The organism is Streptomyces sp. NPDC037290, assembly GCF_055603245.1.
In genome coordinates this window covers 86,545-105,956 of sequence record NZ_JBVJVZ010000004.1, presented here as the reverse complement: position 1 = coordinate 105,956, position 19,412 = coordinate 86,545, and the positions used below count along the sequence as shown (strand labels likewise).

Annotated in this window: 17 protein-coding genes; 7 read left to right on the top strand and 10 right to left on the bottom strand. The window is 73.5% G+C overall.

The window, feature by feature from the left end; translation table 11 throughout:
* Window positions 1–33: 33 nt before the first annotated feature.
* From ACZ7HQ_RS15325 to ACZ7HQ_RS15315, 3 genes are all read left to right on the top strand, one after another.
* Window positions 34–441, top strand: a complete 408-nt coding sequence (locus ACZ7HQ_RS15325) for a CoA-binding protein (protein WP_470989288.1) — start codon at window positions 34–36, stop codon at window positions 439–441.
* Window positions 442–655: 214 nt separating this feature from the next.
* On the top strand, window positions 656–2,293 hold the full coding sequence (locus tag ACZ7HQ_RS15320) for an APC family permease (RefSeq protein ID WP_470989285.1): 1,638 nt from the start codon (window positions 656–658) through the stop codon (window positions 2,291–2,293).
* Window positions 2,294–2,363: 70 nt separating this feature from the next.
* Window positions 2,364–3,587, top strand: coding sequence for a 4-hydroxybenzoate 3-monooxygenase (locus tag ACZ7HQ_RS15315; RefSeq protein WP_470989282.1), 1,224 nt, complete (start codon window positions 2,364–2,366; stop codon window positions 3,585–3,587).
* Here the strand turns inward: ACZ7HQ_RS15315 and ACZ7HQ_RS15310 are convergent.
* Window positions 3,581–3,943, bottom strand: a complete 363-nt coding sequence (locus ACZ7HQ_RS15310; RefSeq protein ID WP_470989280.1) for an ArsR/SmtB family transcription factor — start codon at window positions 3,941–3,943, stop codon at window positions 3,581–3,583. The genes ACZ7HQ_RS15315 and ACZ7HQ_RS15310 overlap by 7 nt on opposite strands.
* A gap of 61 nt (window positions 3,944–4,004) precedes the next feature.
* Here ACZ7HQ_RS15310 and ACZ7HQ_RS15305 point away from each other — a divergent pair, with 61 nt between their 5' ends.
* Entirely contained in the window at window positions 4,005–5,108 is a 1,104-nt protein-coding gene (locus tag ACZ7HQ_RS15305; RefSeq protein WP_470989277.1) for a cation diffusion facilitator family transporter, read from the top strand.
* A gap of 93 nt (window positions 5,109–5,201) precedes the next feature.
* Here ACZ7HQ_RS15305 and ACZ7HQ_RS15300 read toward each other — a convergent pair whose 3' ends face one another.
* Window positions 5,202–5,759: a YbaK/EbsC family protein gene (locus ACZ7HQ_RS15300; protein WP_470989274.1), complete on the bottom strand. Its 558-nt coding sequence runs from the start codon at window positions 5,757–5,759 to the stop codon at window positions 5,202–5,204.
* A gap of 51 nt (window positions 5,760–5,810) precedes the next feature.
* Window positions 5,811–6,383: a helix-turn-helix domain-containing protein gene (locus tag ACZ7HQ_RS15295; protein WP_351621424.1), complete on the bottom strand. Its 573-nt coding sequence runs from the start codon at window positions 6,381–6,383 to the stop codon at window positions 5,811–5,813.
* 107 nt (window positions 6,384–6,490) lie between these two features.
* Here ACZ7HQ_RS15295 and ACZ7HQ_RS15290 point away from each other — a divergent pair, with 107 nt between their 5' ends.
* Window positions 6,491–7,348 carry an EamA family transporter gene (locus tag ACZ7HQ_RS15290; protein WP_470989272.1) on the top strand — a complete coding sequence of 286 codons (858 nt, stop codon included), beginning with the start codon at window positions 6,491–6,493 and terminating at the stop codon, window positions 7,346–7,348.
* A gap of 81 nt (window positions 7,349–7,429) precedes the next feature.
* Here the strand turns inward: ACZ7HQ_RS15290 and ACZ7HQ_RS15285 are convergent, their stop codons facing one another.
* Window positions 7,430–8,194 carry an acyltransferase gene (locus ACZ7HQ_RS15285; RefSeq protein WP_470989269.1) on the bottom strand — a complete coding sequence of 255 codons (765 nt, stop codon included), beginning with the start codon at window positions 8,192–8,194 and terminating at the stop codon, window positions 7,430–7,432.
* A 109-nt stretch (window positions 8,195–8,303) separates the two neighbouring features.
* Between ACZ7HQ_RS15285 and ACZ7HQ_RS15280 the strand changes: the two genes are divergently transcribed.
* Complete coding sequence (locus tag ACZ7HQ_RS15280) at window positions 8,304–8,831, top strand: gamma carbonic anhydrase family protein (protein WP_470989266.1); 528 nt, start codon at window positions 8,304–8,306, stop codon at window positions 8,829–8,831.
* Window positions 8,832–8,846: 15 nt separating this feature from the next.
* Here the strand turns inward: ACZ7HQ_RS15280 and ACZ7HQ_RS15275 are convergent, their stop codons facing one another.
* Window positions 8,847–9,491 carry a DedA family protein gene (locus ACZ7HQ_RS15275; RefSeq protein ID WP_470989264.1) on the bottom strand — a complete coding sequence of 215 codons (645 nt, stop codon included), beginning with the start codon at window positions 9,489–9,491 and terminating at the stop codon, window positions 8,847–8,849.
* A 252-nt stretch (window positions 9,492–9,743) separates the two neighbouring features.
* Here ACZ7HQ_RS15275 and ACZ7HQ_RS15270 point away from each other — a divergent pair, with 252 nt between their 5' ends.
* Window positions 9,744–10,811: a lysylphosphatidylglycerol synthase transmembrane domain-containing protein gene (locus tag ACZ7HQ_RS15270; protein ID WP_470989261.1), complete on the top strand. Its 1,068-nt coding sequence runs from the start codon at window positions 9,744–9,746 to the stop codon at window positions 10,809–10,811.
* A gap of 69 nt (window positions 10,812–10,880) precedes the next feature.
* Here ACZ7HQ_RS15270 and ACZ7HQ_RS15265 read toward each other — a convergent pair whose 3' ends face one another.
* The 5 genes from ACZ7HQ_RS15265 to ACZ7HQ_RS15245 form a co-directional block, all read right to left on the bottom strand.
* Window positions 10,881–11,948: a class I SAM-dependent methyltransferase gene (locus tag ACZ7HQ_RS15265; protein ID WP_470989258.1), complete on the bottom strand. Its 1,068-nt coding sequence runs from the start codon at window positions 11,946–11,948 to the stop codon at window positions 10,881–10,883.
* On the bottom strand, window positions 11,945–13,126 hold the full coding sequence (locus tag ACZ7HQ_RS15260) for a glycosyltransferase (protein ID WP_470989255.1): 1,182 nt from the start codon (window positions 13,124–13,126) through the stop codon (window positions 11,945–11,947). The genes ACZ7HQ_RS15265 and ACZ7HQ_RS15260 overlap by 4 nt, the downstream gene beginning before the upstream one ends.
* Entirely contained in the window at window positions 13,123–13,917 is a 795-nt protein-coding gene (locus ACZ7HQ_RS15255) for an alpha/beta fold hydrolase (protein WP_470989251.1), read from the bottom strand. The genes ACZ7HQ_RS15260 and ACZ7HQ_RS15255 overlap by 4 nt, the downstream gene beginning before the upstream one ends.
* Window positions 13,918–13,926: 9 nt before the next feature.
* A complete protein-coding gene (locus ACZ7HQ_RS15250) occupies window positions 13,927–14,181 on the bottom strand; it encodes an acyl carrier protein (protein WP_470990667.1) in 255 nt (84 codons plus the stop codon).
* 110 nt (window positions 14,182–14,291) lie between these two features.
* Window positions 14,292–19,412, bottom strand: coding sequence for a type I polyketide synthase (locus ACZ7HQ_RS15245; protein WP_470989248.1), 5,121 nt, complete (start codon window positions 19,410–19,412; stop codon window positions 14,292–14,294).

The following is a 19,412-nucleotide window of genomic DNA, read 5'->3' as shown; positions in this document are numbered from 1 at the left end:
GGCGAAGAGTTCCCCGTGGCCCGAGGAGGCACCGTGTACGGCGACGACGCGACGATCCGCAGGATCCTGACCGAGTCGGGCGACACCTGGGCGGTGGTCGGCCTGTCCGCCAACCGCGGCCGGGCCGCGTACGGGGTGGCGCAGGTGCTGCAGCGGTTCGGCAAGCGGATCGTGCCGGTGCACCCGAGGGCCGAGACGGTGCACGGCGAGCGGGGGTACGCCTCGCTCGCGGACATCCCCTTCGACGTGGACGTGGTCGACGTCTTCGTGAACAGCGGGCTGGCCGGCGCGGTGGCGGACGAAGCCGTGGTCAAGGGCGCGCGGGCGGTGTGGTTCCAGCTCGGCGTCATGGACCCGGCCGCCTACGCGCGGACCCGGTCGGCCGGCCTGGACATGGTCATGGACCGCTGCCCGGCCATCGAAATTCCCCGTCTGCGCTAGCGAATCTCTCCTTCTACTTACAATTCTCCGCTGAATATTGACATTCGCATAGGCGTCTGACCTGTGACAAGGCTGTGACTGAGCGTGCGCCCAAGACACCTAAGATCCCGGGTCAAAATTTGGTTAACAGTCTTTTGCTCACTTGGAAAGCATCCCTAGCCTGTGGCCTCCTTGCTCATTAATCCTGCGTTTACGATCTGAGAGGCCACTTGACATGGCGAATGTCGACCAGGCTGCACCGGTAGCCACAAGCGATACCGGTGGTCTGCGCCGCGACGTCGGACTCATCGGTCTGATGTGGGCCTCGGTGGGCTCCATCATCGGCTCCGGTTGGCTCTTCGGTGCCGAGAAAGCGGTCACGGTGGCCGGCCCCGCCGCGATCATCTCGTGGGTGATCGGCGCGGTGGCCATCGTGCTGCTCGCCCTCGTGCACGCCGAACTCGGCGGCATGTTCCCCGTGGCGGGCGGCACCGCGCGCTACCCGCACTACGCCTTCGGCGGCCTGGCCGGCATGTCGTTCGGCTGGTTCTCCTGGCTGCAGGCCGCGACGGTGGCCCCGATCGAGGTCGAGGCCATGATCGGCTATGCCAAGCACTGGCACTTCGCCGACGGCCTGCAGAACGCCAACGGCACGCTCACCACCAGCGGCATCGTCGTCGCGGTGCTCCTCATGGCCGTGTTCGTCGCGGTCAACTTCCTGGGCGTCCGTGTGCTGGCGCACACCAACAGCGCCGCCACCTGGTGGAAGATCGCGGTCCCGCTCGCGGCGATCTTCATCATCGCCATCGGCAACTTCCACCCGGCCAACTTCACCTCCGAGGGCTTCGCGCCGATGGGCGCCAAGGGTGTCCTCACCGCGATCAGCTCCAGCGGCATCATCTTCGCCCTGCTCGGCTTCGAGCAGGCGATCCAGCTGGCCGGCGAGAGCCGCAACCCGAAGCGTGACCTGCCCCGCGCGACGCTCGGTTCGGTCGCCATCGGTGCCGTGATCTACGTCCTGCTCCAGGTCGTGTTCATCGGCGCCCTGCCGCACGCCTCCTTCGCGAAGGGCTGGGCGAACCTGGCCTACGCCGGCATCAGCGGCCCGTGGGCGGGTCTCGCCTCGCTGGTCGGCCTGGGCTGGCTGGCCTGGGTCCTGTACGCCGACGCGATCATCTCCCCCGGCGGCACCGGCCTGATCTACACCACCGCCACGTCCCGTATCTCCTACGGTCTGGCGAAGAACGGCTACGCCCCGAAGGTGTTCGCCAAGACGGATACCCGCGGCGTGCCGTGGTTCGGTCTGGCGATCTCGTTCGTCACCGGTGTGATCTGCTTCCTGCCGTTCCCGAGCTGGCAGACCCTGGTCAGCTTCATCACCTCGGCGAGCGTGCTGATGTACGCGGGCGCCCCGCTGGCCTACGGCGTCTTCGCCGACCGGCTGCCGAACCACGAGCGTCCGTACAGGCTGCCCGCCGGCAAGATCATCTCGCCGCTGTCCTTCGTGGTCGCCAACCTGATCATCTTCTGGTCCGGCTGGGACACCCTGTGGCGCCTGGGCTTCGCGATCCTCATCGGCTACGTGCTGCTCGGCTCCTACGCCTGGTACGCGATCCGCAAGAACCTGCCCAACGCGCCGCGCCTGGACTTCAAGGCCGCGCAGTGGCTGCCGCCCTACCTCCTGGGCATCGGCGTGATCTCCTACCTGAGCACCTTCGGCGGTAACGGTGACCTGCCGCTGTGGTGGGACATCCTGGTCGTCGCGGTGTTCTCGCTCGGCATCTACTACTGGGCCAAGGCGACCGCCTCCAAGCCCGAGCAGATCGAGCGCGACATCGAGGAGGTCGTGGTCACCGACGCTCCGGCGCACTGACCACCCCGCACCCCGTGACGGTGTCCCGTCAGCCGACCCCCGGCTGACGGGACACCGTCATAATGCGGGGGTGATCTTCCCGTCCCCCCACCTCAACTCCGCGCCCGACGAACGCCGTACGGTCGTCGTCGTGGGCGCCGGGCCCGCCGGGCTCACCATCGGCAACATCCTGCGGGCCGCCTCCGTCGACTGTGTCGTCCTGGAGACCGAGAGCCGGCAGTTCATCGAGACGCGGCCCCGGGCCGGTGTCATCGAGGAGTGGGAGGTGCGCGAACTCGGGCGGCGCGGACTGACCGGACGGCTGCCCGAGCTGGCCGAAGCGCACAACTCCTGCGAGTTCCGCTTCGGCGGCGAGCGCTACCGCTTCCCCTACGCCGACCTGACGAACAGCCACCACTACGTCTACCCGCAGCCGCTGCTCGTGACGGACCTCGTGCGGGAGTACGCCGACGCACGCGGCGGCGACATCCGCTTCGGGGTACGTGACGTACGGCTGCACGACCTGGACTCCGACCGGCCGGCGGTGTCGTACCGGTGCCCGGAGACGGGTGAACGGCGGCTGCTGCGCTGCGACTTCGTCGCGGGCTGCGACGGGGCGCGCGGGGTGACACAGGACGCGATACCCGCGCAGGCCAGACGGATCGCCCGGCGGGACGACGGCATCGGCTGGCTGGCGCTGCTCGCGGAGGTGCCGCCGTCCACGGACTGCGTCCTGTTCGGCGTCCACCCACGCGGTTTCGCCGGGCAGATGCCCCGCAGCCCCGAGGTGACCCGCTTCTACCTGCAGTGCCCGCCCGGCGACGACCCGGAGCACTGGTCGCACGACCGGGTCTGGAGCGAGCTGCACGAGCGGCTCGCCGCGGCTGGTGCGCCACCGCTCACCGAAGGCCGGCTGATCGAGAAGCGCGTCCTGGACATGCACCACTACGTCGTCGAACCCCTCACCCACGGACGGCTGTTCCTGGCCGGCGACGCCGGTCACCTGGTCGCGCCCATCGCCGCGAAGGGCATGAACCTCGCCCTGCACGACGCCTTCCTGCTCGGCGACGCGCTCGCGGCATACGTCACGAAGGGCGACGGCGGCGGCCTGGAGGGCTACTCGGCGGCGTGTCTGCGCCGGGTGTGGGACTACCAGGAGTTCTCGCAGTGGCTCTCGGACATCTACCACGGTGTCGCGTCGGACGACCCGTTCCGCGCCGGCACCACGCTGGCCCGGCTGCGCCGGCTGTTCACCTCGCCGGCCGCGGCGGCGGCCTTCGCCGAGCAGTACCTCGGCACGGCAGTCGCCTACTGAGGTGCGGCGTGCCGGTCGGCGAGGTGGTGGTCCGCCGTCTTCAGGGTCTCCTCCACCAGGCGGCGCAGATGCCCGTGCGGAAGTGAGTAGATCACCCGGCGGCCCTCCTTGCGGGTCTTCACCAGGCCCGCGAGCCGCAGCCGGGCCAGGTGCTGGCTGACGGCGGGACGGGCCGCGCCGCACGCCTCGGTGAGCGTCGTGACGTCGGCCTCGCCGGCCGCCAGGGCGTGCAGCAGGGTGAGGCGGGTGCGGTCGCCGAGCAGCGCCATCAGCTCGGCGGCGAGCGCGAACTGCTCCTCGCCCGGGGTACGCGGGTGCGCATGGTGTGCAGGTGACAGGTGCATGCGTGCGCTCATACGCACATAATGGTCCCGTGGGCGCCACGCGTCCACTCCCGCACACCGGAAGGGGACGCACGTGAACGACCGGCACCCTCATCGGCACGGGCACGAGACGGGGAGGGGCACGCCCGGACACAGCGAGCACACGCACGCCCACACGCAGGGACACCGCCACGACGGCCACGCCCACGGCTCCGGGCTGCGGCACCGTCTCGTGCACCTCCTCACCCCGCACTCCCACGACACCGCCGACAAGCTGGACCCGGCCATGGAGGCCTCGGCGCGCGGGATGCGGGCGCTGTGGGTCTCGCTGGCAGTCCTCGGGGCGACCGCGCTGACGCAGGCGGCCGTGGTGGCCGTGTCCGGGTCGGTGGCGCTGCTCGGGGACAGCGTGCACAACGCCGCCGACGCCCTGACCGCCGTGCCCCTCGGGATCGCCTTCGTCCTGGGCCGGCGGGCTGCGAGCCGGCGGTTCACCTACGGCTACGGGCGCGCGGAGGATCTCGCGGGGCTGGTGATCGTGCTGACCATCGCCGCGTCGGCGGCCTTCGCGGCGTGGGCCGCCGTGGGGCGGCTGCTCGATCCGCGCCCGGTGACGCATCTGCCGGCGGTCGCGGTGGCCGCGCTGGTCGGGTTCGTGGGCAACGAGTGGGTGGCGCGGTACCGGATCCGGGTGGGCCGAGAGATCGGTTCGGCCGCGCTCGTCGCCGACGGGCTGCATGCCCGTACCGACGGTTTCACCTCGCTGGCCGTGCTGGTGGGCGCCGGGGGGTCGGCCCTCGGCCTGCACCTGGCCGACCCGGTCGTCGGGCTGGTGATCACTGCCGCGATCGTGCTGGTGCTGCGGGACGCGGCGCGCGAGGTGGTGCGGCGGATGCTGGACGCCGTCGACCCGGCGCTGGTGGACCTGGCCGAGCGAGCGGTGCGGGCGGTGCCGGGCGTGCGCGAGGTGGGTGAGTTGCGGCTGCGGTGGATCGGGCACCGGCTGCGGGCCGAACTCGCGGTGGTGGTGGACGGCGAGGCGACGCTGCGGCAGGCGCACGCGATCGCCGTCGAGGCCGAACACGCCCTGCTGCACGCCGTACCGAGGCTGACGGCCGCCCTGGTGCACGCCGACCCCGCGCCGGTGCCGGGCGAGACGGACCCGCATCTCGCCCTGGCTCACCACCTGACGGTGTGATCGGCAGATCCGTTCCGGCCGGGGCCGTTCCCGCCCGGTCCTGACCTCCGGTTCTCGCCGGGGCCGGTGGAACAGATCCGCCAGTCACCGGCCTCAGGCGACCCCGAGGCCCTCCAGCACCACCGCGCCCGGCAGTTCCGCGAGGGCCTTGCCGGGCACCAGCAGCTTGCCGCGCCGGCGTCCGCTGCCGACGAGCACGTAGGGCAGGTCGGCCACGGCCGAGTCGATCAGCACCGGCCAGCCCGCCGGCAGTCCGAGCGGGGTGATGCCGCCGTACTCCATGCCGGTCTCGCCGATCGCCGTCTCCATCGAGGCGAACGAGGCCTTGCGTGCGCCGAGTTGGCGGCGGACGACGCCGTTGACGTCGACCCGGGTGGTGGAGAGCACCACGCACGCGGCGAGGGTGCTCTCGCCGCCCCGCTTGCCCGCGACGACCACGCAGTTCGCGGACTGTTCCAGCAGATCGCGGCCGTAGTGCTCCACGAAGGCGGCGGTGTCCGCCCACTGCGGGTCGGTCTCCACATAGAGGATGCGGTCGGCGGGGACCGCGCCCCGCCAGTGGCGTACGGCGTCGGCGACCGGGGTGATCAGCTCCTGACGGCAGTCCGGGACGGGGATGGCGGTCTCGAAGTCTCCGATGGGTGCGCGCATGGCCGCACGCTAACAGCCCGCCGCGGCACGGTTCAGCGCACGGACGGCGGTTCAGCGCACGGGCGGCACGGAGACGGCCATCACCATCTCCATCGGGACGTCGCCCTCGTTGCCGTACGTGTGCGACGTGCTCGCCTCGAACGTGGCGCTCGCGCCGGTCGGCACCAGGTGCTTGACTCCGTCCACGGTGAGGGTCAGTTCGCCGGCGGTGACGTGGACGAGTTCCACCGTGCCCGCCGGATGCGGCTCGGAGGGGCTCTGCTCGCCGGGCATCAGCCGCCAGTCCCACATCTCCAGCGGGCCGGGGGCCTCCGTGCCCGCGAGGAGGCGGTTGTAGCTGCCGGCGTCGGTGTGCCACAGGCGCACGGCCTGCTCGGCGGGGACGATGCGGACGGTGGGGCCCTGTTCGTAGTCGAGCAGGGTGGTGATGCTGATGCCGAGGGCGTCGCCGATCTTGACGACCGTGCCGATGCTGGGGTTCGTCCGGGCCTGCTCGATCTGGATCAGCATGCCGCGGCTGACTCCCGCGCGGGCGGCGAGCGCGTCCAGGGTGAAGCCGCGCTCGGTGCGCCAGCGCTTGACGTTGCGCGCCAGGGACTGGGTCAGCAGGTCGAGGTCCGACACATCACGTCCATCGATGGAGGTTAAATATATGGGATGACGGAGTTCACTTGACTGAACTACGGTGGCGTGCACCTGATCGTTCACCGAACTGTACTGCGAGGCCGGCCGTGACAGCATTCTTCGCCCTGACCACCAGCCTCCTGTGGGGGCTGGCCGACTTCGGCGGCGGACTGCTGACCCGGCGTACGCCCGCCCTGACGGTCGTGGTCGTCTCGCAGGCCATCGCGGCGGCCGTGCTGGGCGCGATCGTCGTGGCGACCGGCGGGTGGAGCGAGGCCGGGCCCCGTCTGTGGTTCGCATGCGCAGCGGGGCTGGTGGGTCCGGTGGCCCTGCTCTCCTTCTACCAGGCCCTCGCACTCGGGCCCATGGGGGTCGTCTCGCCGCTCGCGACGCTGAGTGTGGCCGTGCCGGTCGGCGTGGGCCTCGTGCTCGGCGAGCGGCCCGGGCTGCTCCAGGTCGCCGGCATCGCGGTCGCCGTCACGGGTGTGGTCCTCGCGGGCGGCCCTCAGCTGCGCGGCGCGCCCGTACAGCGGCGGACGATCCTGCTCACGCTGGTCGCGGCACTGGGATTCGGCACGGTCTTCGCCCTGATCACGGAGGCCTCGACCACCCTCACGGGCCTGTTCCTCGCCCTGTTCGTGCAGCGGCTGACGAACGTCGCGGTCGGCGGGGCCGCGCTCGCCGTCTCCGTCCGGCGCGGCGGCCGGGCCCTGCCGGAGGGCGGCTTCCCCTGGGCCTCGCTGCCCGCGCTGGCCTTCGTCGGACTCGCCGACGTGGCCGCCAACGGCACCTACGCGATCGCCGCCCAGCACGGCCCCGTCACCGTGGCGGCCGTCCTCGCCTCGCTCTACCCGGTGGTGACCGCGCTGGCGGCCCGCGGCTTCCTCAGCGAGCGGCTGCGCGCGATCCAGGCGGCCGGCGCGGGCCTGGCCCTCCTCGGCACGCTACTCCTGGCAACCGGCTGAGCCGGCCTCCGGTTTCAAGGCGCGGCCAAGCCGGCCTCCGGTCTCCAGTTGCGGCTGGGCCGGCCTCAACTCCCGGCCGAATCAGCCTTCGGGCTCCAGCTCCGCGAGGCGGGCCACGTCGTCCTCGTCCAGCTCCGCAAGCGCGCGCAGTTGCTCCGGTGTCATCCCGTCCGGGATCGGCACCGGCGCCGGGGTTCTGAGTGGGGGCTGCCAGCCGTCCTCGGGGGTCCAGCGGCGGACGACCCGGGCCGGTGCCCCGGCCACCACGGCGTGATCGGGCACCCGGCCGCGGACCACGGCACCGGCCGCGACGACCACGTTCCGGCCGATCCGCGCGCCCGGCAGGATCACCGCGCCGGTGCCGATCCAGCAGCCCGGGCCGATCTCCACGGGCTCCATGCGCGGCCACTGCCGGCCGATGGGCTCGTGCGGGTCGTCGTAGGAGTGGTTGGTGGAGGTGACGTAGACGTACGGGCCGAAGTAGCAGTCGCTGCCGATGGTGACCGTGGTGTCCGCGATGACGTGGCTGCCGCGGCCGAGGACCACCCCGTCGCCGATGCGCAGGATCGGGTCCGGACCGAGGTCCAGGTCCGGCATCAGGCCGGCGGTCAGGGTGACCTGCTCGGCGATGATGCAGTGCGAGCCGAGGTGGATCCAGGGTTCGCCGAAGACGGTGCCGAGCGGGAAGGCGAGCCGGGTGGCTTCGCCGATCGAGCCGAAGTTCAGACGGCCGGGATGGTCGGCGGTGACGGAGCCGGTGCGCTGGGCCCAGGCCCAGGCCGCGTGTACGGCCCGCTGGGCGAGGCCCTGCCTCCAGGATGAGAACGTGTTCTTGCGCTTCGGCACGGGGTCACGTTACTCAGCGGTTGCCTTCGGCGAGAGGGTGGGCTGCTGTGATCTTTGCCCCACGCCGTGTCGTACCGTGCGGGGTACTTACGGATGCGAGGAGACGGTGATGACGCAGCAGGCGCTGATCGTGGGCATCGGGGGCAAGGAGCCCCGGGTCGACCAGGAGGCGTTCGTGGCGCCGACGGCTTCCGTGATCGGGGACGTCACACTGCACGCGGGCGCCAGCGTCTGGTACGGCGCTGTGGTCCGCGGGGACGTCGAGAAGATCACCGTGGGTGCGCAGGCGAATGTGCAGGACAACGTCACCCTGCACGCGGACCCCGGTTTTCCCGTGAGCGTGGGCGAACGGGTGTCCATCGGGCACAACGCGGTTGTGCACGGGGCGACCGTGGGGGACGACTGCCTCATCGGGATGGGGGCGACCGTGCTGAACGGGGCCGTGATCGGGGCGGGGTCGCTGGTCGCGGCTCAGGCTCTGGTGCCGCAGGGGATGGTGGTGCCGCCGGGGTCGCTCGTGGCCGGGGTGCCGGCGAAGGTGAGGCGGGAGCTCAGCGAGGAGGAGCGGCAGGGGGTCACCCTGAACGGCACGATGTACGCGGACTTGGCGAAGGCGCATCGCGGGGTGCACGAGTAGGCCGGTTCGGCGAGGTCACTCGCCGGCGTTCACGGGCTCTGCCTCTCGTTCCGCCGGCTGGGCCTTCTTCGCCTTGCGCTTGATGATCAGCATGGTGGCGAGGCCGAGCACCACCGCCGCCGCCAGGCCGACGTAGGAAAACTTCTTGAGCCAGCCCTCGGCGACCACGCCGACGTAGTAGACGGCGGCCGTCGTGCCGCCCGCCCAGCAGATGCCGCCGAGGACGTTGGCGATCAGGAACTTCCAGTACGGCATGTGGAGGACACCCGCGAGCGGGCCCGCGAAAATGCGCAGGAGGGCGATGAAACGGCCGAAGAAGACGGCCCACATGCCCCACTTCTCGAAGGACCGCTCGGCGGTGGCCACGTGGCCACCGCTGAAGTGTCCCGGGAACTTCCTGCCGAGCCAGGCCAGCAGCGGGCGGCCGCCCTGGCGGCCGATCGCGTAGCCGATGGAGTCGCCGATCACGGCGCCGGCGGTCGCACAGGCGCCGAGGACGACCGGATTGATGCCGGAGTGCTGGGAGGACATCAGCGCCGCGGAGACCAGGACGATCTCGCCCGGCAGCGGGATGCCCAGGCTCTCCAGACCGATCACCAGGGCCACCACGGCGTAGACGGCGGCCGCGGGCACCGTGTCGAGCCATTCCTGGACGTGCACCGCCGGTTCCTCCCCTGTCGCCGTCCCTGTCTTCCGGGGTGCCGTATGTAAAGCGCGCCCCAAGGGAAGGCTACCTGGTCGGCGGTGAACGGCGGCCCGCGCGCGCTCGCCCGGCGGCACCGTCCCGCCCTCACCCCTTCGGTTTTCGGACATCCCGGCGTCACACGGGTGGGGAAGGCTCCCCGCGGTTTCGCCCGACCCGCCTCCCCCAGGTCCCCGCCGCGGGACCCGCTGCGGAAGGACGACGTCCCCGTGTCCTCACTGTCCCCGTCCCCGTCACCCTCGCTCTCCTCTCCGCCGTGCTCCCGGACGGCGGCTCCCCCGCCCGCCGGGTCCGCTGACCCGCCGTCCGCCGGGCCGCAGGCCGCCGCCCGGCCCCCGTCCCTCCTGGCGGCCACGCCCGTACGGCTGGTCCTGTGCGTGGCCCCCCTGCTGCTGGCCGCCGGCTGGGCCGTCGCCAACCGCCCTGTGATGTACGAGGGCGTCCGGCGGCTCGTGGCGGCCGACCCGTGGTGGCTGCTGGCCGGGGCCGGCTTCACCGGCCTGAACTGTGTGGCGGCCTCGTGCGTCCGGCAGGGCGCCCTGCCCGACCGGGTGCCGCCGGGGCTGCTGCTGGCCTCGCAGTTCGCGGCCGGCGCCGCGAACCACGTGCTGCCGGGCGGGCTCGGCGCCCATGCCGTCACCCTGCGCTTCCTGCGGGGCCGCGGGGTGCCGCCCGCCCGGGCCACCGCGTCGATCGGGCTGTACTCGCTGGCGAAGTCCGGCGCGAAGACCGTGGTGCTGGTGGTGTTCCTGGTGGCGTCACCGGCCCGGCGGCGCCTCGGTGAGCTGGTTCCGGACGGACGGATGGTGGTGCCGGGCCTCTGCGTCGTGGGCGCGGCCGTCGCGGTGGCGGTGGTGCTGGTGACGGTCGTACGGCCGCTCCGGCGGCCGATGACCGGGCTGCTGCGCTCCGCCCTCGCCGACGCGCGGGAGGTGCACGCCCGGCCCTCCCGGGTGGCCGCCCTGTGGGGCGGGGCGGTCGCGATGCCGCTGGTGCAGGGCACCGCCCTCGCCTGTGTCGGTGCCGCGCTCGGACTGGAGCTGCCCTGGGCGCACGTGGTGCTCGCCTACCTCGCGGCGGGCACGGCGGTCGGGGCGGTCCCGGCGCCGGGCGGGCTCGCGGTGGACGCGGCGCTGGTGTGGACGCTGGTCGCCTTCGGTTCCCCGCCTGCACCGGCCGCCGCGGCGGTCATCGGGTACCGGGTGCTGACCGACTGGGTGCCGCTGCTGCCGGGCTCCCTGCTGTTGTCGGCGCTGATCCGCGCGAAGGTGCTGTGAACCCGGCTTTCCCACGCACCCGCCGACTCGGCCGTTCACGAGCTGCCCTTCGAGGCACCGGTGCCATGGTCAGTTCCGGCGGGCCACCAGGCGGTAGGCGTTGGACAGGCCGAGGCGGTGGGACAGCGCGCGTATCGCGAAACGGTCGAGGAGCGTCGCGGTGAGGAGCGCGGGCACCCCGGCAAGGAGCAGGGTGGCGCGCGCGGCACGGCGCAGGGCGCCGGGTGGCTCGGGCAGCCAGGGGGCGTCCTCGCGCGGGGCGGTGTGGTCCAGGGCCAGCCAGACGGCGGCGAGCAGGTCGACCGGGTCGTGCGCCTCGGCGTGCTGCTCGGCGACCACCGTGAAGCCCAGCTCGGTCAGCCGCCGCCTCAGGCCCGCCACGGGCAGGAGGTGCAGGTGTTGCGGCTGCAGCCAGGGCAGCCACCAGCGGCCGAGCAACCGGGCGTAACGGCTCTCGGGGTCCGGCACCTCGATGAGGAGGTGACCGCCGGGGCGTACGGCCTCGTGGGCGGCTCGCAGTTCACGGTCGGGGTCGGTGCTGTGCTCCAGGTAGTGGAACATGCTCACCACGTCGTAGCGGGCCGCGAGTTCGGGGGCGAGGTCCGGGAAGGCGCCGCGGTAGGCGTGGTCCACTCGGCCCTCGCGGGCGGCGAGTTCGACGCCGTCGGTGAAGTCGAGCCCGTCGAAGGAGGTGCCGGGCAGGACGGTGCGGGCGCTCCCGCAGAAGTGGCCGTGGCCGGTACCGACGTCCAGCCAGGTCTTCGGGGCGGGGTCGTACGGCAGCATCGCCTCGGCGCGGCCCCGGTACATGGCGCCACGGCCGCCGAAGGTGCCGCTCATGCGCTGCTCACCGAGGCCGTCGTAGAAGTCCCGGTAGTAGAACTCCAAGCCCTCCTCGTTCAGTTGGGGGTTCTGGAAGGTATGGCTGCAGTCGGCGCACTGGTCGAGGGTGAAGCGGCCGGGTTTGTGCTGGAGCAGGTCGGTGGTGCGCAGGCGGGTGGCGAGCCGGTCCGAACCGCACCAGGGGCACGTCTCGCGCCGGGCTGCGAAGAAGCGGCCGGTTCCCGCGGCCAGGTCCTTCCGGTAGGCGGGGCGCAGGGCGGTGATCCGGGATTTCCTGTCGTCGTGGTCGCTCATCGGGCCTCCGCTGCGAGTCGCTCGAGGTGGGCCGCCGCGGCCTGGGCGCCGCCCGCCGCGCGGAACGCGGCGCGGATCCGGGCGGCGGCGGCCCGGTGGGCGGGGTCGGTGAGGACGGTGTCGAGCGCCGCGCCCAGCCGGTCCGCGCGGACCCGGCCGAAGCGGAGGCGGACGCCGGCGCCGGCGTCCACGACCTGCCCGGCCACCACGGGCTGATCGTCACGGATCGGCGCGACGACGAGCGGGACGCCGTGCCACAGTGCCTCGCACACGGTGTTGTGTCCCGCGTGGCAGACGACGGCGTCCATCCGTGACAGCAGCGGGAGTTGGGGCACGGCAGCGAGGACGAGGGCGTCCTTGTCGTCGGGCGGCACGGCGAGGACGCCGCCCGGGTCGGCGATCACCGCCTGGACGCGATCGGCGCGTTGCCGCAACGCGGTGAGGCATTCGGCGAGGAACCGGCCGCTCGCGTCGGCGTTCGCCGTGCCCAGGGTCACCAGGACCTTGGCCCGGGCGTGGCACAGTCGTTCCCATGGGAAGCCGGGACCCGCCGGGCGGCCGGCGAGTGAGGGGCCGACGTAGTGGATGTGGGGCGCCAAGGGTGCCTGGGGTCCGATGAGTTCGGGGGTGCTGAAGATCAGCAGGAGATGCGGCGATGACCGTGGATCGGCGGTGCCGGACCGGTCGCCGATGCGGGCGCGCAGTTCCGCGAGGCGGTGCCGCAGCCACTCGGCGACCTTCGGGAGGCCGTCGTAGGCGCCGGTGAACTCCACCGAGGTGGTGGCCGAGGTGGCCCACGGCAGCCCCAGGCGTTCCGCCACCAGGGCGCCGGCGAAGGCCTGTTGGTCGGCCACGACCACGTCCGGGCGGAGCGTCCCGGCCGCCGCGCGGACACCGGGTGCCATGGCGTCGGCGAGCGGCAGCAGGTACCCCTCCCACAGGAACCTCAGTGCCTCCGCACCCCGCAGGTCCGGCGGTCGTACGACGCCCCCGGCGCCCGGCACGGGGCCCGCGCACCCGAACACCTCGGTGTCCGCCCCGGCGAGCCGCCGCACCAGCGCCGGGTCGGGGCACACCCAGGCCACCCGGTGCCCGCGCCCGGCGAGCCGGGCGGCCACACCCACGGCCGGGTTGACGTGGCCGGTCAGCGGCGGCACGACGAAGAGGAAGGTGCTCATCCGACACCCGCCCCGGCGCGGATCAGATCCAGGATGTGTCCGCCGACGGCCGAGGGCGCCTCCACCAGCACCGAGTGCTCGTGCCCCGGCAGGACGACCGCCCGGTAGTCCGTCAGCAGCGCCCGCATCAGGGGCACCAGATCGGCGAGGTCCGACTCGCCGCCGTACACCCCGAGGACCGGGCAGCGTACGGCCCTGATGGCGTCCTCGGTCAGGACGCGGCTGGCGGGAATGTCCCGGCCGAGGGTGGTCTCGCGGGCGAGCCGGGCCGCGCCCCTGGCCAGCCGGGCGGTGTTGTGGCCCCGGTGGGCGGTGATCCAGGCGAGGGCGTCGGGCTCGTTGTGCGCGAGTTCGGTCATGACCCGGTCGAGGATGCGGCCGAGCTTCGCCGCCCACGCCGCCGTCGCGGGCTCGGACTCGATCAGCGTCAGGCCGGCCGCGCGCTCGGGGTGCCGGGCGGCGAAGCCGAAGGCGATGGTGCCGCCGTAGGAGTTGCCGACCAGGTGGACGGGGCCGGTGACGGCCAGCCGGTCGAGCAGGGCCTCCAGGTCGTCGATGTTGTGGTCGAGGGTGTAGCCCCGCGACGGGCGCTCGCTGCGGCCGTGCCCGCGCAGGTCGTACATGACGACGTCGAGTCCGGCCGCGGCGAAGGCCGGCGCGACGGTGAAGTAGTAGCTGGCGAGGCTGTCGGTGAGCAGGCCGTGTACCAGGACGACGGTGGCGCGCGGGATGACGTCGCCGGCGGGGGCCATGCGCTGGACGTGCAGCCGGATGCCGCCTGCGTCGACCATCGCCACCGCTCAGCCCGCCTGCGTGGTCTTCAGGCTCCACACCACGTACTCCACGAGACGGCCCACGGTCAGCTCGATGATCTCGTCGAACTCCATGCCGGCCAGGAACTCGGCGAGGTTGACGCGCTGCCCGTACCGCTCCTCCAGCAGGCCGGCCAGGGTGACGAGGTCGATGCTCTCCAGTTCCAGGTCGCGGTTGAAGGTGGTGGACAGGCCGATCACCACGTCGTCGTCTCCGTGCTCGGCCAGCACGGTGCGGAGCATGCCGGTGACGTCGGCGAGCACGGCGTCGGTGGTGGGCTGCGGCGGGGCCGGGTGGGCGGGGTTCGTCGGGGCCGGTTGGGTGGGGTTCATCGGGGCCGGTTGGGTGGGGTTCATCGGGGATGCTCCTCGGCTGCCTGGTGGGGGGTTTCGTCGGTTGGTCCGTCGTCGGCTCCGGGGCCGGGCGTCCAGGCCACCACGTAGGCGCGGTGCGGCAGGGCGGGCGGATTGGCCACGGACGCGCAGTGCACGGTGTAGAGGCGTTCCAGGCGCCCGGACACCAGGAGCCGGTCGCCGTCCGGGGAGGTCTCCAGCACCGCGAAGTCCCGTGGCCGGCCGCCGAATCCGACGCCCTCGGCCTTGGCGACGGCCTCCTTGGCGGCCCAGAAGCGGGTGAACCACACCGCCGCCGGGGCGGGGCCGTCCCCCGAGCGGGCGCGAAGCAGGCGCAGTTCGGCCGGGCCGAGCGCGGTGGCGAGGGTCGCCGGATCGCGCTCGGTGACCTCTTCGATGTCGATGCCGGGACCGGGCAGCGGGCTGTGCGGCCGGACGATCGCCACGCCCGCCTCGGCTCGGTGGGCGAGCGAGACGTCCAGCGGGGGCAGGGCGCGGCCGTGCACACCGGTGACGTACGGGCGGCCCAACTCGTCGTTGTGCACGCGCAGTTCCGCCGGGAAGACGGGGCCTTCGCCGTGCCGCCAGAGCCACTGCCGTACGGCGTCCTTGACCGCGATGCGGCCGAGCAGCCACTGCCGGCGGCCGCGCGGGGGCCGCGCGGCGTACTCGGCCCGTTCGCCGCCGCCGAGCGTGTTGCGCATGATCAGCTCGCGTGAGGCGAGGTCCGGCCAGCGTTCGTGCACGAGAGCCCAGCCGCCGGGCATGGCTGCGGACAGGGTGTGGCGCTCGGGGAAGCGTTCAACGGGCCGGGTGCTCGGGTCGTTGTCGAAGCGACGGTCCTGCCAGCCGCTGATCACGGCCCACACCCGGCCACCGACGGTGAGCTCCGCGTCGGCCTCCAGGACGGTGTCCGTGAGGGAGGTGATCCGCAGCACGCAGCCGACCTCGGTGCCGGGTGCCGGGTGCGGTCCGTGGAACCGCATGTGCCGCATCCGCACGGGGAAGACGACGGTCCGCTCGGTGTGGGTCGCCATGATCCAGTACCCGAGGAGCTGGCCCACGTTGTCGAGCAGGGCACCGGGGGCGGAGGGCGCGGTGATCACTCCGCGGACGTGCCGCTCACCGACCGCGGTGAGGTCGGTGAGGCCCTGGAATCCGGGACCGTGGAACATCCACCGCTCCCGGTAGATCTGGGCCGCGGTGTGCTCCGGGCGGCGCTCGGGGGCGGCCGGCAGGGGGCTGGGTGCGGGCGGTGCGGGATGGTCGCCGGCGAGCTCGACGACGGCTCGCGCCGTGGGACCGAAGGCGACGGTGACTCGGTGGGGAGGGGCGGGAGTTGGGGTGGCGGTGGTGCTGTTCGGGGGGCCCGGGGCTGGGGTGGCGGTGCTGCTGTTCGTGTGGCTTGGGGAGGGGGTGGCGGTCGCGGGGTGCGGGTGGCCGGAGGGCGCGCCGTCCGGGGCGCCTGGGGAAGGGGTGGCGGTGGCGCGGTGCGGGGAGCCCGGGAACGGGGTTACGGTCGCACGGTCGGGGGGTTCCGGGGACGGGGTGACGGTGACCGGTACGTCGACGGGGGGTGTGGCGGTGAGCCAGCGGTCGAAACGGGCCTCGTGCACGGCGATCGCCCGCAGGCCGGGGACCGCCGCCTCCGCGGCGTCCATCATGTGCCGCACGATCGTGGTGGCGGGGACCACCGGCCAACGGTCCTCGACGTCCGGCCAGCCGGGGCGTTGCGGGAAGAAGCAGTGGTCCAGGAGGTGGGGCATGGCGTCCGGGGACACGTGGACGGTGGTCGTGGTCGGGGTGGGCGCGGGGGTGGCGCGGCTCGGGCCGAGGGGGGAAGGGCCGGCGTGCGCCGGGGCGACGCCGGAGGGCGTGCGGCGGGCTGCGCTGATCAGCTGCGCCGCCGTGTCCGCGGTGTCCCGCAGCAGAGCGACCAGCTCGGCGGCGGCCGGGTGGCGCGCGGCGAGGCCGTCGAGTTCCCCGAGGCCGGGATCACTCGTGGGGCTTGGGGTCATGGGGTGCGTGTCAGACGGGGTCGGAGCAGGCGCGGTGAGCGGCCGTGCCCGCAGTTCCGCGCGGAGTGTGTCGAGTACTGGTCCCTCCAACGAGACCAGGGCGCTTCCGAGGCCGAGCCGGACGGCCGGGCGGCGGTGTGCCGTCCGAGGCGCTGCGGTACGGGCCGGCAACGCCGACGGGGCGGACGCTTCCGCAGGGACGGGCGGGGCCGTCGTCGGCACGGACGCTTCCGGATGGAGCGGCGGTACGGGCCGCACGGCGGACGCCCTCGCGGGGCGCGGTGGCATCGCCGGTGCCACGGGCGCACCGGCCGCCCACAACGCCGTTGCGACACGGCGCAGTTGGGACATGCCGCTGCGTTCGGATGTGTTGGCGGCGACGGCCAGGTGGTCGCGGTCGCCGAGGGTGTCGTCGATCAGGGAGGTGAGGCGGCCGGGGCCCGCCTGGACGAAGACGCGGTGCCCGGCGGCGTGGAGGGCGTCGGTCAGCTCGCGGAAGCGGACGGGTTCCACCAGGTGCCGTACGAACAGCGCGCGCACCTCCGCTTCCGCCTGCGGGAAGGGCGCGGCAGTCGTCCCGGACCACACCGGCACGGTCGGCGGGTGCAGCCGGAAGCGGTCGGCGGCCTCCTTGATGGGGGCGAGGTACGGCTCCAGCATCGGTGTGTGGAACCCGGAGCGGAAGGGCAGCACCTGGCAGATCACCCCCTGCGCGCGCAGGGACCGCACGAAGTCCTCGACCGCCGTCCCGGGCCCGCAGACCATGGACTGGCGGGGCGCGTTGTCGTGGGAGAGCACGATCCCCGAGTCCGTCCAGGACTCGGCGAGCGCGCCGCGGACCTGTGCGGCGGAGGCGCCCAGGGCGGCGAAGGCGAGACCGGGAACAGTGACCGCGTCCGGGTCGAACTCGCCCATGAACGCGTCCACCTGGTCGGCGGAGTAGAGCCCGGCCGCCGCCATGGCCGTCCACTCGCCGACGCTGTGCCCGGCGACCGCGTCCGGTACGACACCCATGAGGCGCAGGGCCTGGTCCAGCAGGCGGCCCACACCGACGACCCCGAAGCCGTGCCGCCCGACGTCGCCGACCCGGACGTCCGTGCCGGGCGGTGGGGTGAGGCCGAAGTGGGCGGCGATGTCGTCGGTGCGGGGCGCGAAGTCGCCTTCCAGGCCGGGGAAGACGAACGCGAGCCGGCCGCCGGCCCGCCCCAGCAGCGGTCCCGGCCGGAACCAGACGTCGCTACGGCCCTGCCAGGCACGGCCCTTGGCGACCGCGCGCCGGGCCAGGGCGAGCCGTCTGGCGGTCGGGGCGACGACCCCGAGCCGGACGGGGCCGGCGTCGGGGTGCGGCCGGGCCGGGGCCAGACCGGCGCCGAGGACGGCCGAGTCGTCGGCGCCGAGCAGGTCGGCGAGATCCGCGACGCTGTCGGCGGCGAGCAACAGGATCCGCTCGGGCTCGGCGACCTGGGCGGCACCGGCCGCGGCGCGCACGACGGGCGCCGCCTCCGCGGTCCCCGGACGAGAACAAGTGGCCCCCGCCGAAACCGAACCTCCAGGCCCCGCCCCCGCCGAAACCGAACCCGCAGGCACCATCCCCACCGACCCCGAACCAGCCGACACCGCCCCCACCGCAACCAACCCCCCCGACAGCCCCGTGCGGCCTGTGCCCCTCGTCTCCCCCCGTGCCTCCTCCAGCACCACATGGGCGTTGATTCCGCCGAAGCCGAAGGCGTTCACGGCGGCTCGGCGGGCCGGCTGCCGGGCGTCGGTCTCCCAGGGCCGAGCCCGGTCCAGGGGGCGGAAGCGGGTGGCGGCGAGCGCGGGGCGGGGGGCGTCGCAGTGCAGGGTGGGCAGGAGGGTGCCGTGGTGGAGGGCGAGGGCGGCCTTGACCAGGCCGGCGACCCCGGCGGCCGGCATGGTGTGGCCGATCATCGACTTCACCGAGCCGATGACCGGGCGCCCACCGTCGCCCTCACGGGCCGAGGGGGGTCCGAACACCTCGGCCAGCGTGGCGAGTTCCGCCGCGTCGCCGGCGGGGGTGGCGGTGCCGTGCGCCTCCAGCAGGCCGAGGGCGTCGGGTGCGGCGGGGTCGAGTCCGGCGGCCCGCCAGGCCTGCCGCACGGCTCTGGCCTGGCCGCCCGGGTCGGGTGAGACGAGCCCGGCCGTACGGCCGTCGCTGGCCACGCCCGTACCACGGATCACCGCGTACACGCGGTCGCCGTCGCGTTCGGCGTCCGCGAGCCGCTTCAGTACGACGACGCCGGTGCCCTCACCGATCAGGATGCCGTCGGCGTCGCGGTGGAAGGGGCGGATCCGCTGGCTCGGGGACAGCGCGCGCAGCTGGGCGAAGACGCTCCAGAGGGTGATGTCGTGGCAGTGGTGCACTCCCCCCGCCAGCATCAGGTCGCAGCGGCCGGTGCCGAGTTCGGTGACCGCGTGGTCCACGGCGACCAGGGAGGAGGCGCAGGCCGCGTCCACGGTGTAGGCGGGGCCACGCAGGTCGAGGCGGTTGGCGATGCGGGAGGCGGCGAGATTGGGGACCAGCCCGATCGCGGCCTCCGGGCTGTCGGGGCCGAGTCGTTCCGTGAACGCCGTGCGGATCCGCTCCACCTGGGCGGCGGAGAGCTCCGGTAACAACTCGCCCAGGGTGCGGGTGAGTTGCCCGGCCGTACGGACCCGTTGGTCCAGACGGGCGAGGCCCGGGGTGAGGTATCCGCCGCGCCCCAGGGCCACGCCGATCCTGTCCCGGGCGGGGAGCCGGTCCTCGCCGCCCGCGTCGGCGATCGCGGCGGCGGCCACGTCGAGGGCGATCAGCTGGTCGGGCTCGGTGCCGGGCACCGAGGCGGGCATGATGCCGTACCGGGTGACGTCCACCTCGGCCAGGCCGTCCACGAAGCCGCCGCGCCGGCAGTACACCTCGCCGGCGACGGCGGGCCCGGCGGCCGAGCCGGGCCGGTAGTGGGCGGCGTCCCACCGGTCCGCGGGGACGTCGCGGATCGCGTCGACGCCGTCGCGCAGGTTGCGCCAGTAGGTGTCGAGGTCGCGGGCACCGGGCAGCAGCACCGCCATCCCGACCACCGCGACGGGTTCCTGACGTCGCGTCAT

Coding starts and splice junctions, on each gene's coding strand:
- ACZ7HQ_RS15320 (WP_470989285.1), top strand. CDS start 656: ATGGCGAATGTCGACCAGGCTGCACCGGTAGCCACAAGCGATACCGGT.
- ACZ7HQ_RS15310 (WP_470989280.1), bottom strand. CDS start 3,943: ATGAGCGCACGCATGCACCTGTCACCTGCACACCATGCGCACCCGCGT.
- ACZ7HQ_RS15300 (WP_470989274.1), bottom strand. CDS start 5,759: ATGCGCGCACCCATCGGAGACTTCGAGACCGCCATCCCCGTCCCGGAC.
- ACZ7HQ_RS15280 (WP_470989266.1), top strand. CDS start 8,304: ATGACGCAGCAGGCGCTGATCGTGGGCATCGGGGGCAAGGAGCCCCGG.
- ACZ7HQ_RS15265 (WP_470989258.1), bottom strand. CDS start 11,948: ATGAGCGACCACGACGACAGGAAATCCCGGATCACCGCCCTGCGCCCC.
- ACZ7HQ_RS15260 (WP_470989255.1), bottom strand. CDS start 13,126: ATGAGCACCTTCCTCTTCGTCGTGCCGCCGCTGACCGGCCACGTCAAC.
- ACZ7HQ_RS15255 (WP_470989251.1), bottom strand. CDS start 13,917: ATGGTCGACGCAGGCGGCATCCGGCTGCACGTCCAGCGCATGGCCCCC.
- ACZ7HQ_RS15250 (WP_470990667.1), bottom strand. CDS start 14,181: ATGCTCCGCACCGTGCTGGCCGAGCACGGAGACGACGACGTGGTGATC.
- ACZ7HQ_RS15245 (WP_470989248.1), bottom strand. CDS start 19,412: ATGACGCGACGTCAGGAACCCGTCGCGGTGGTCGGGATGGCGGTGCTG.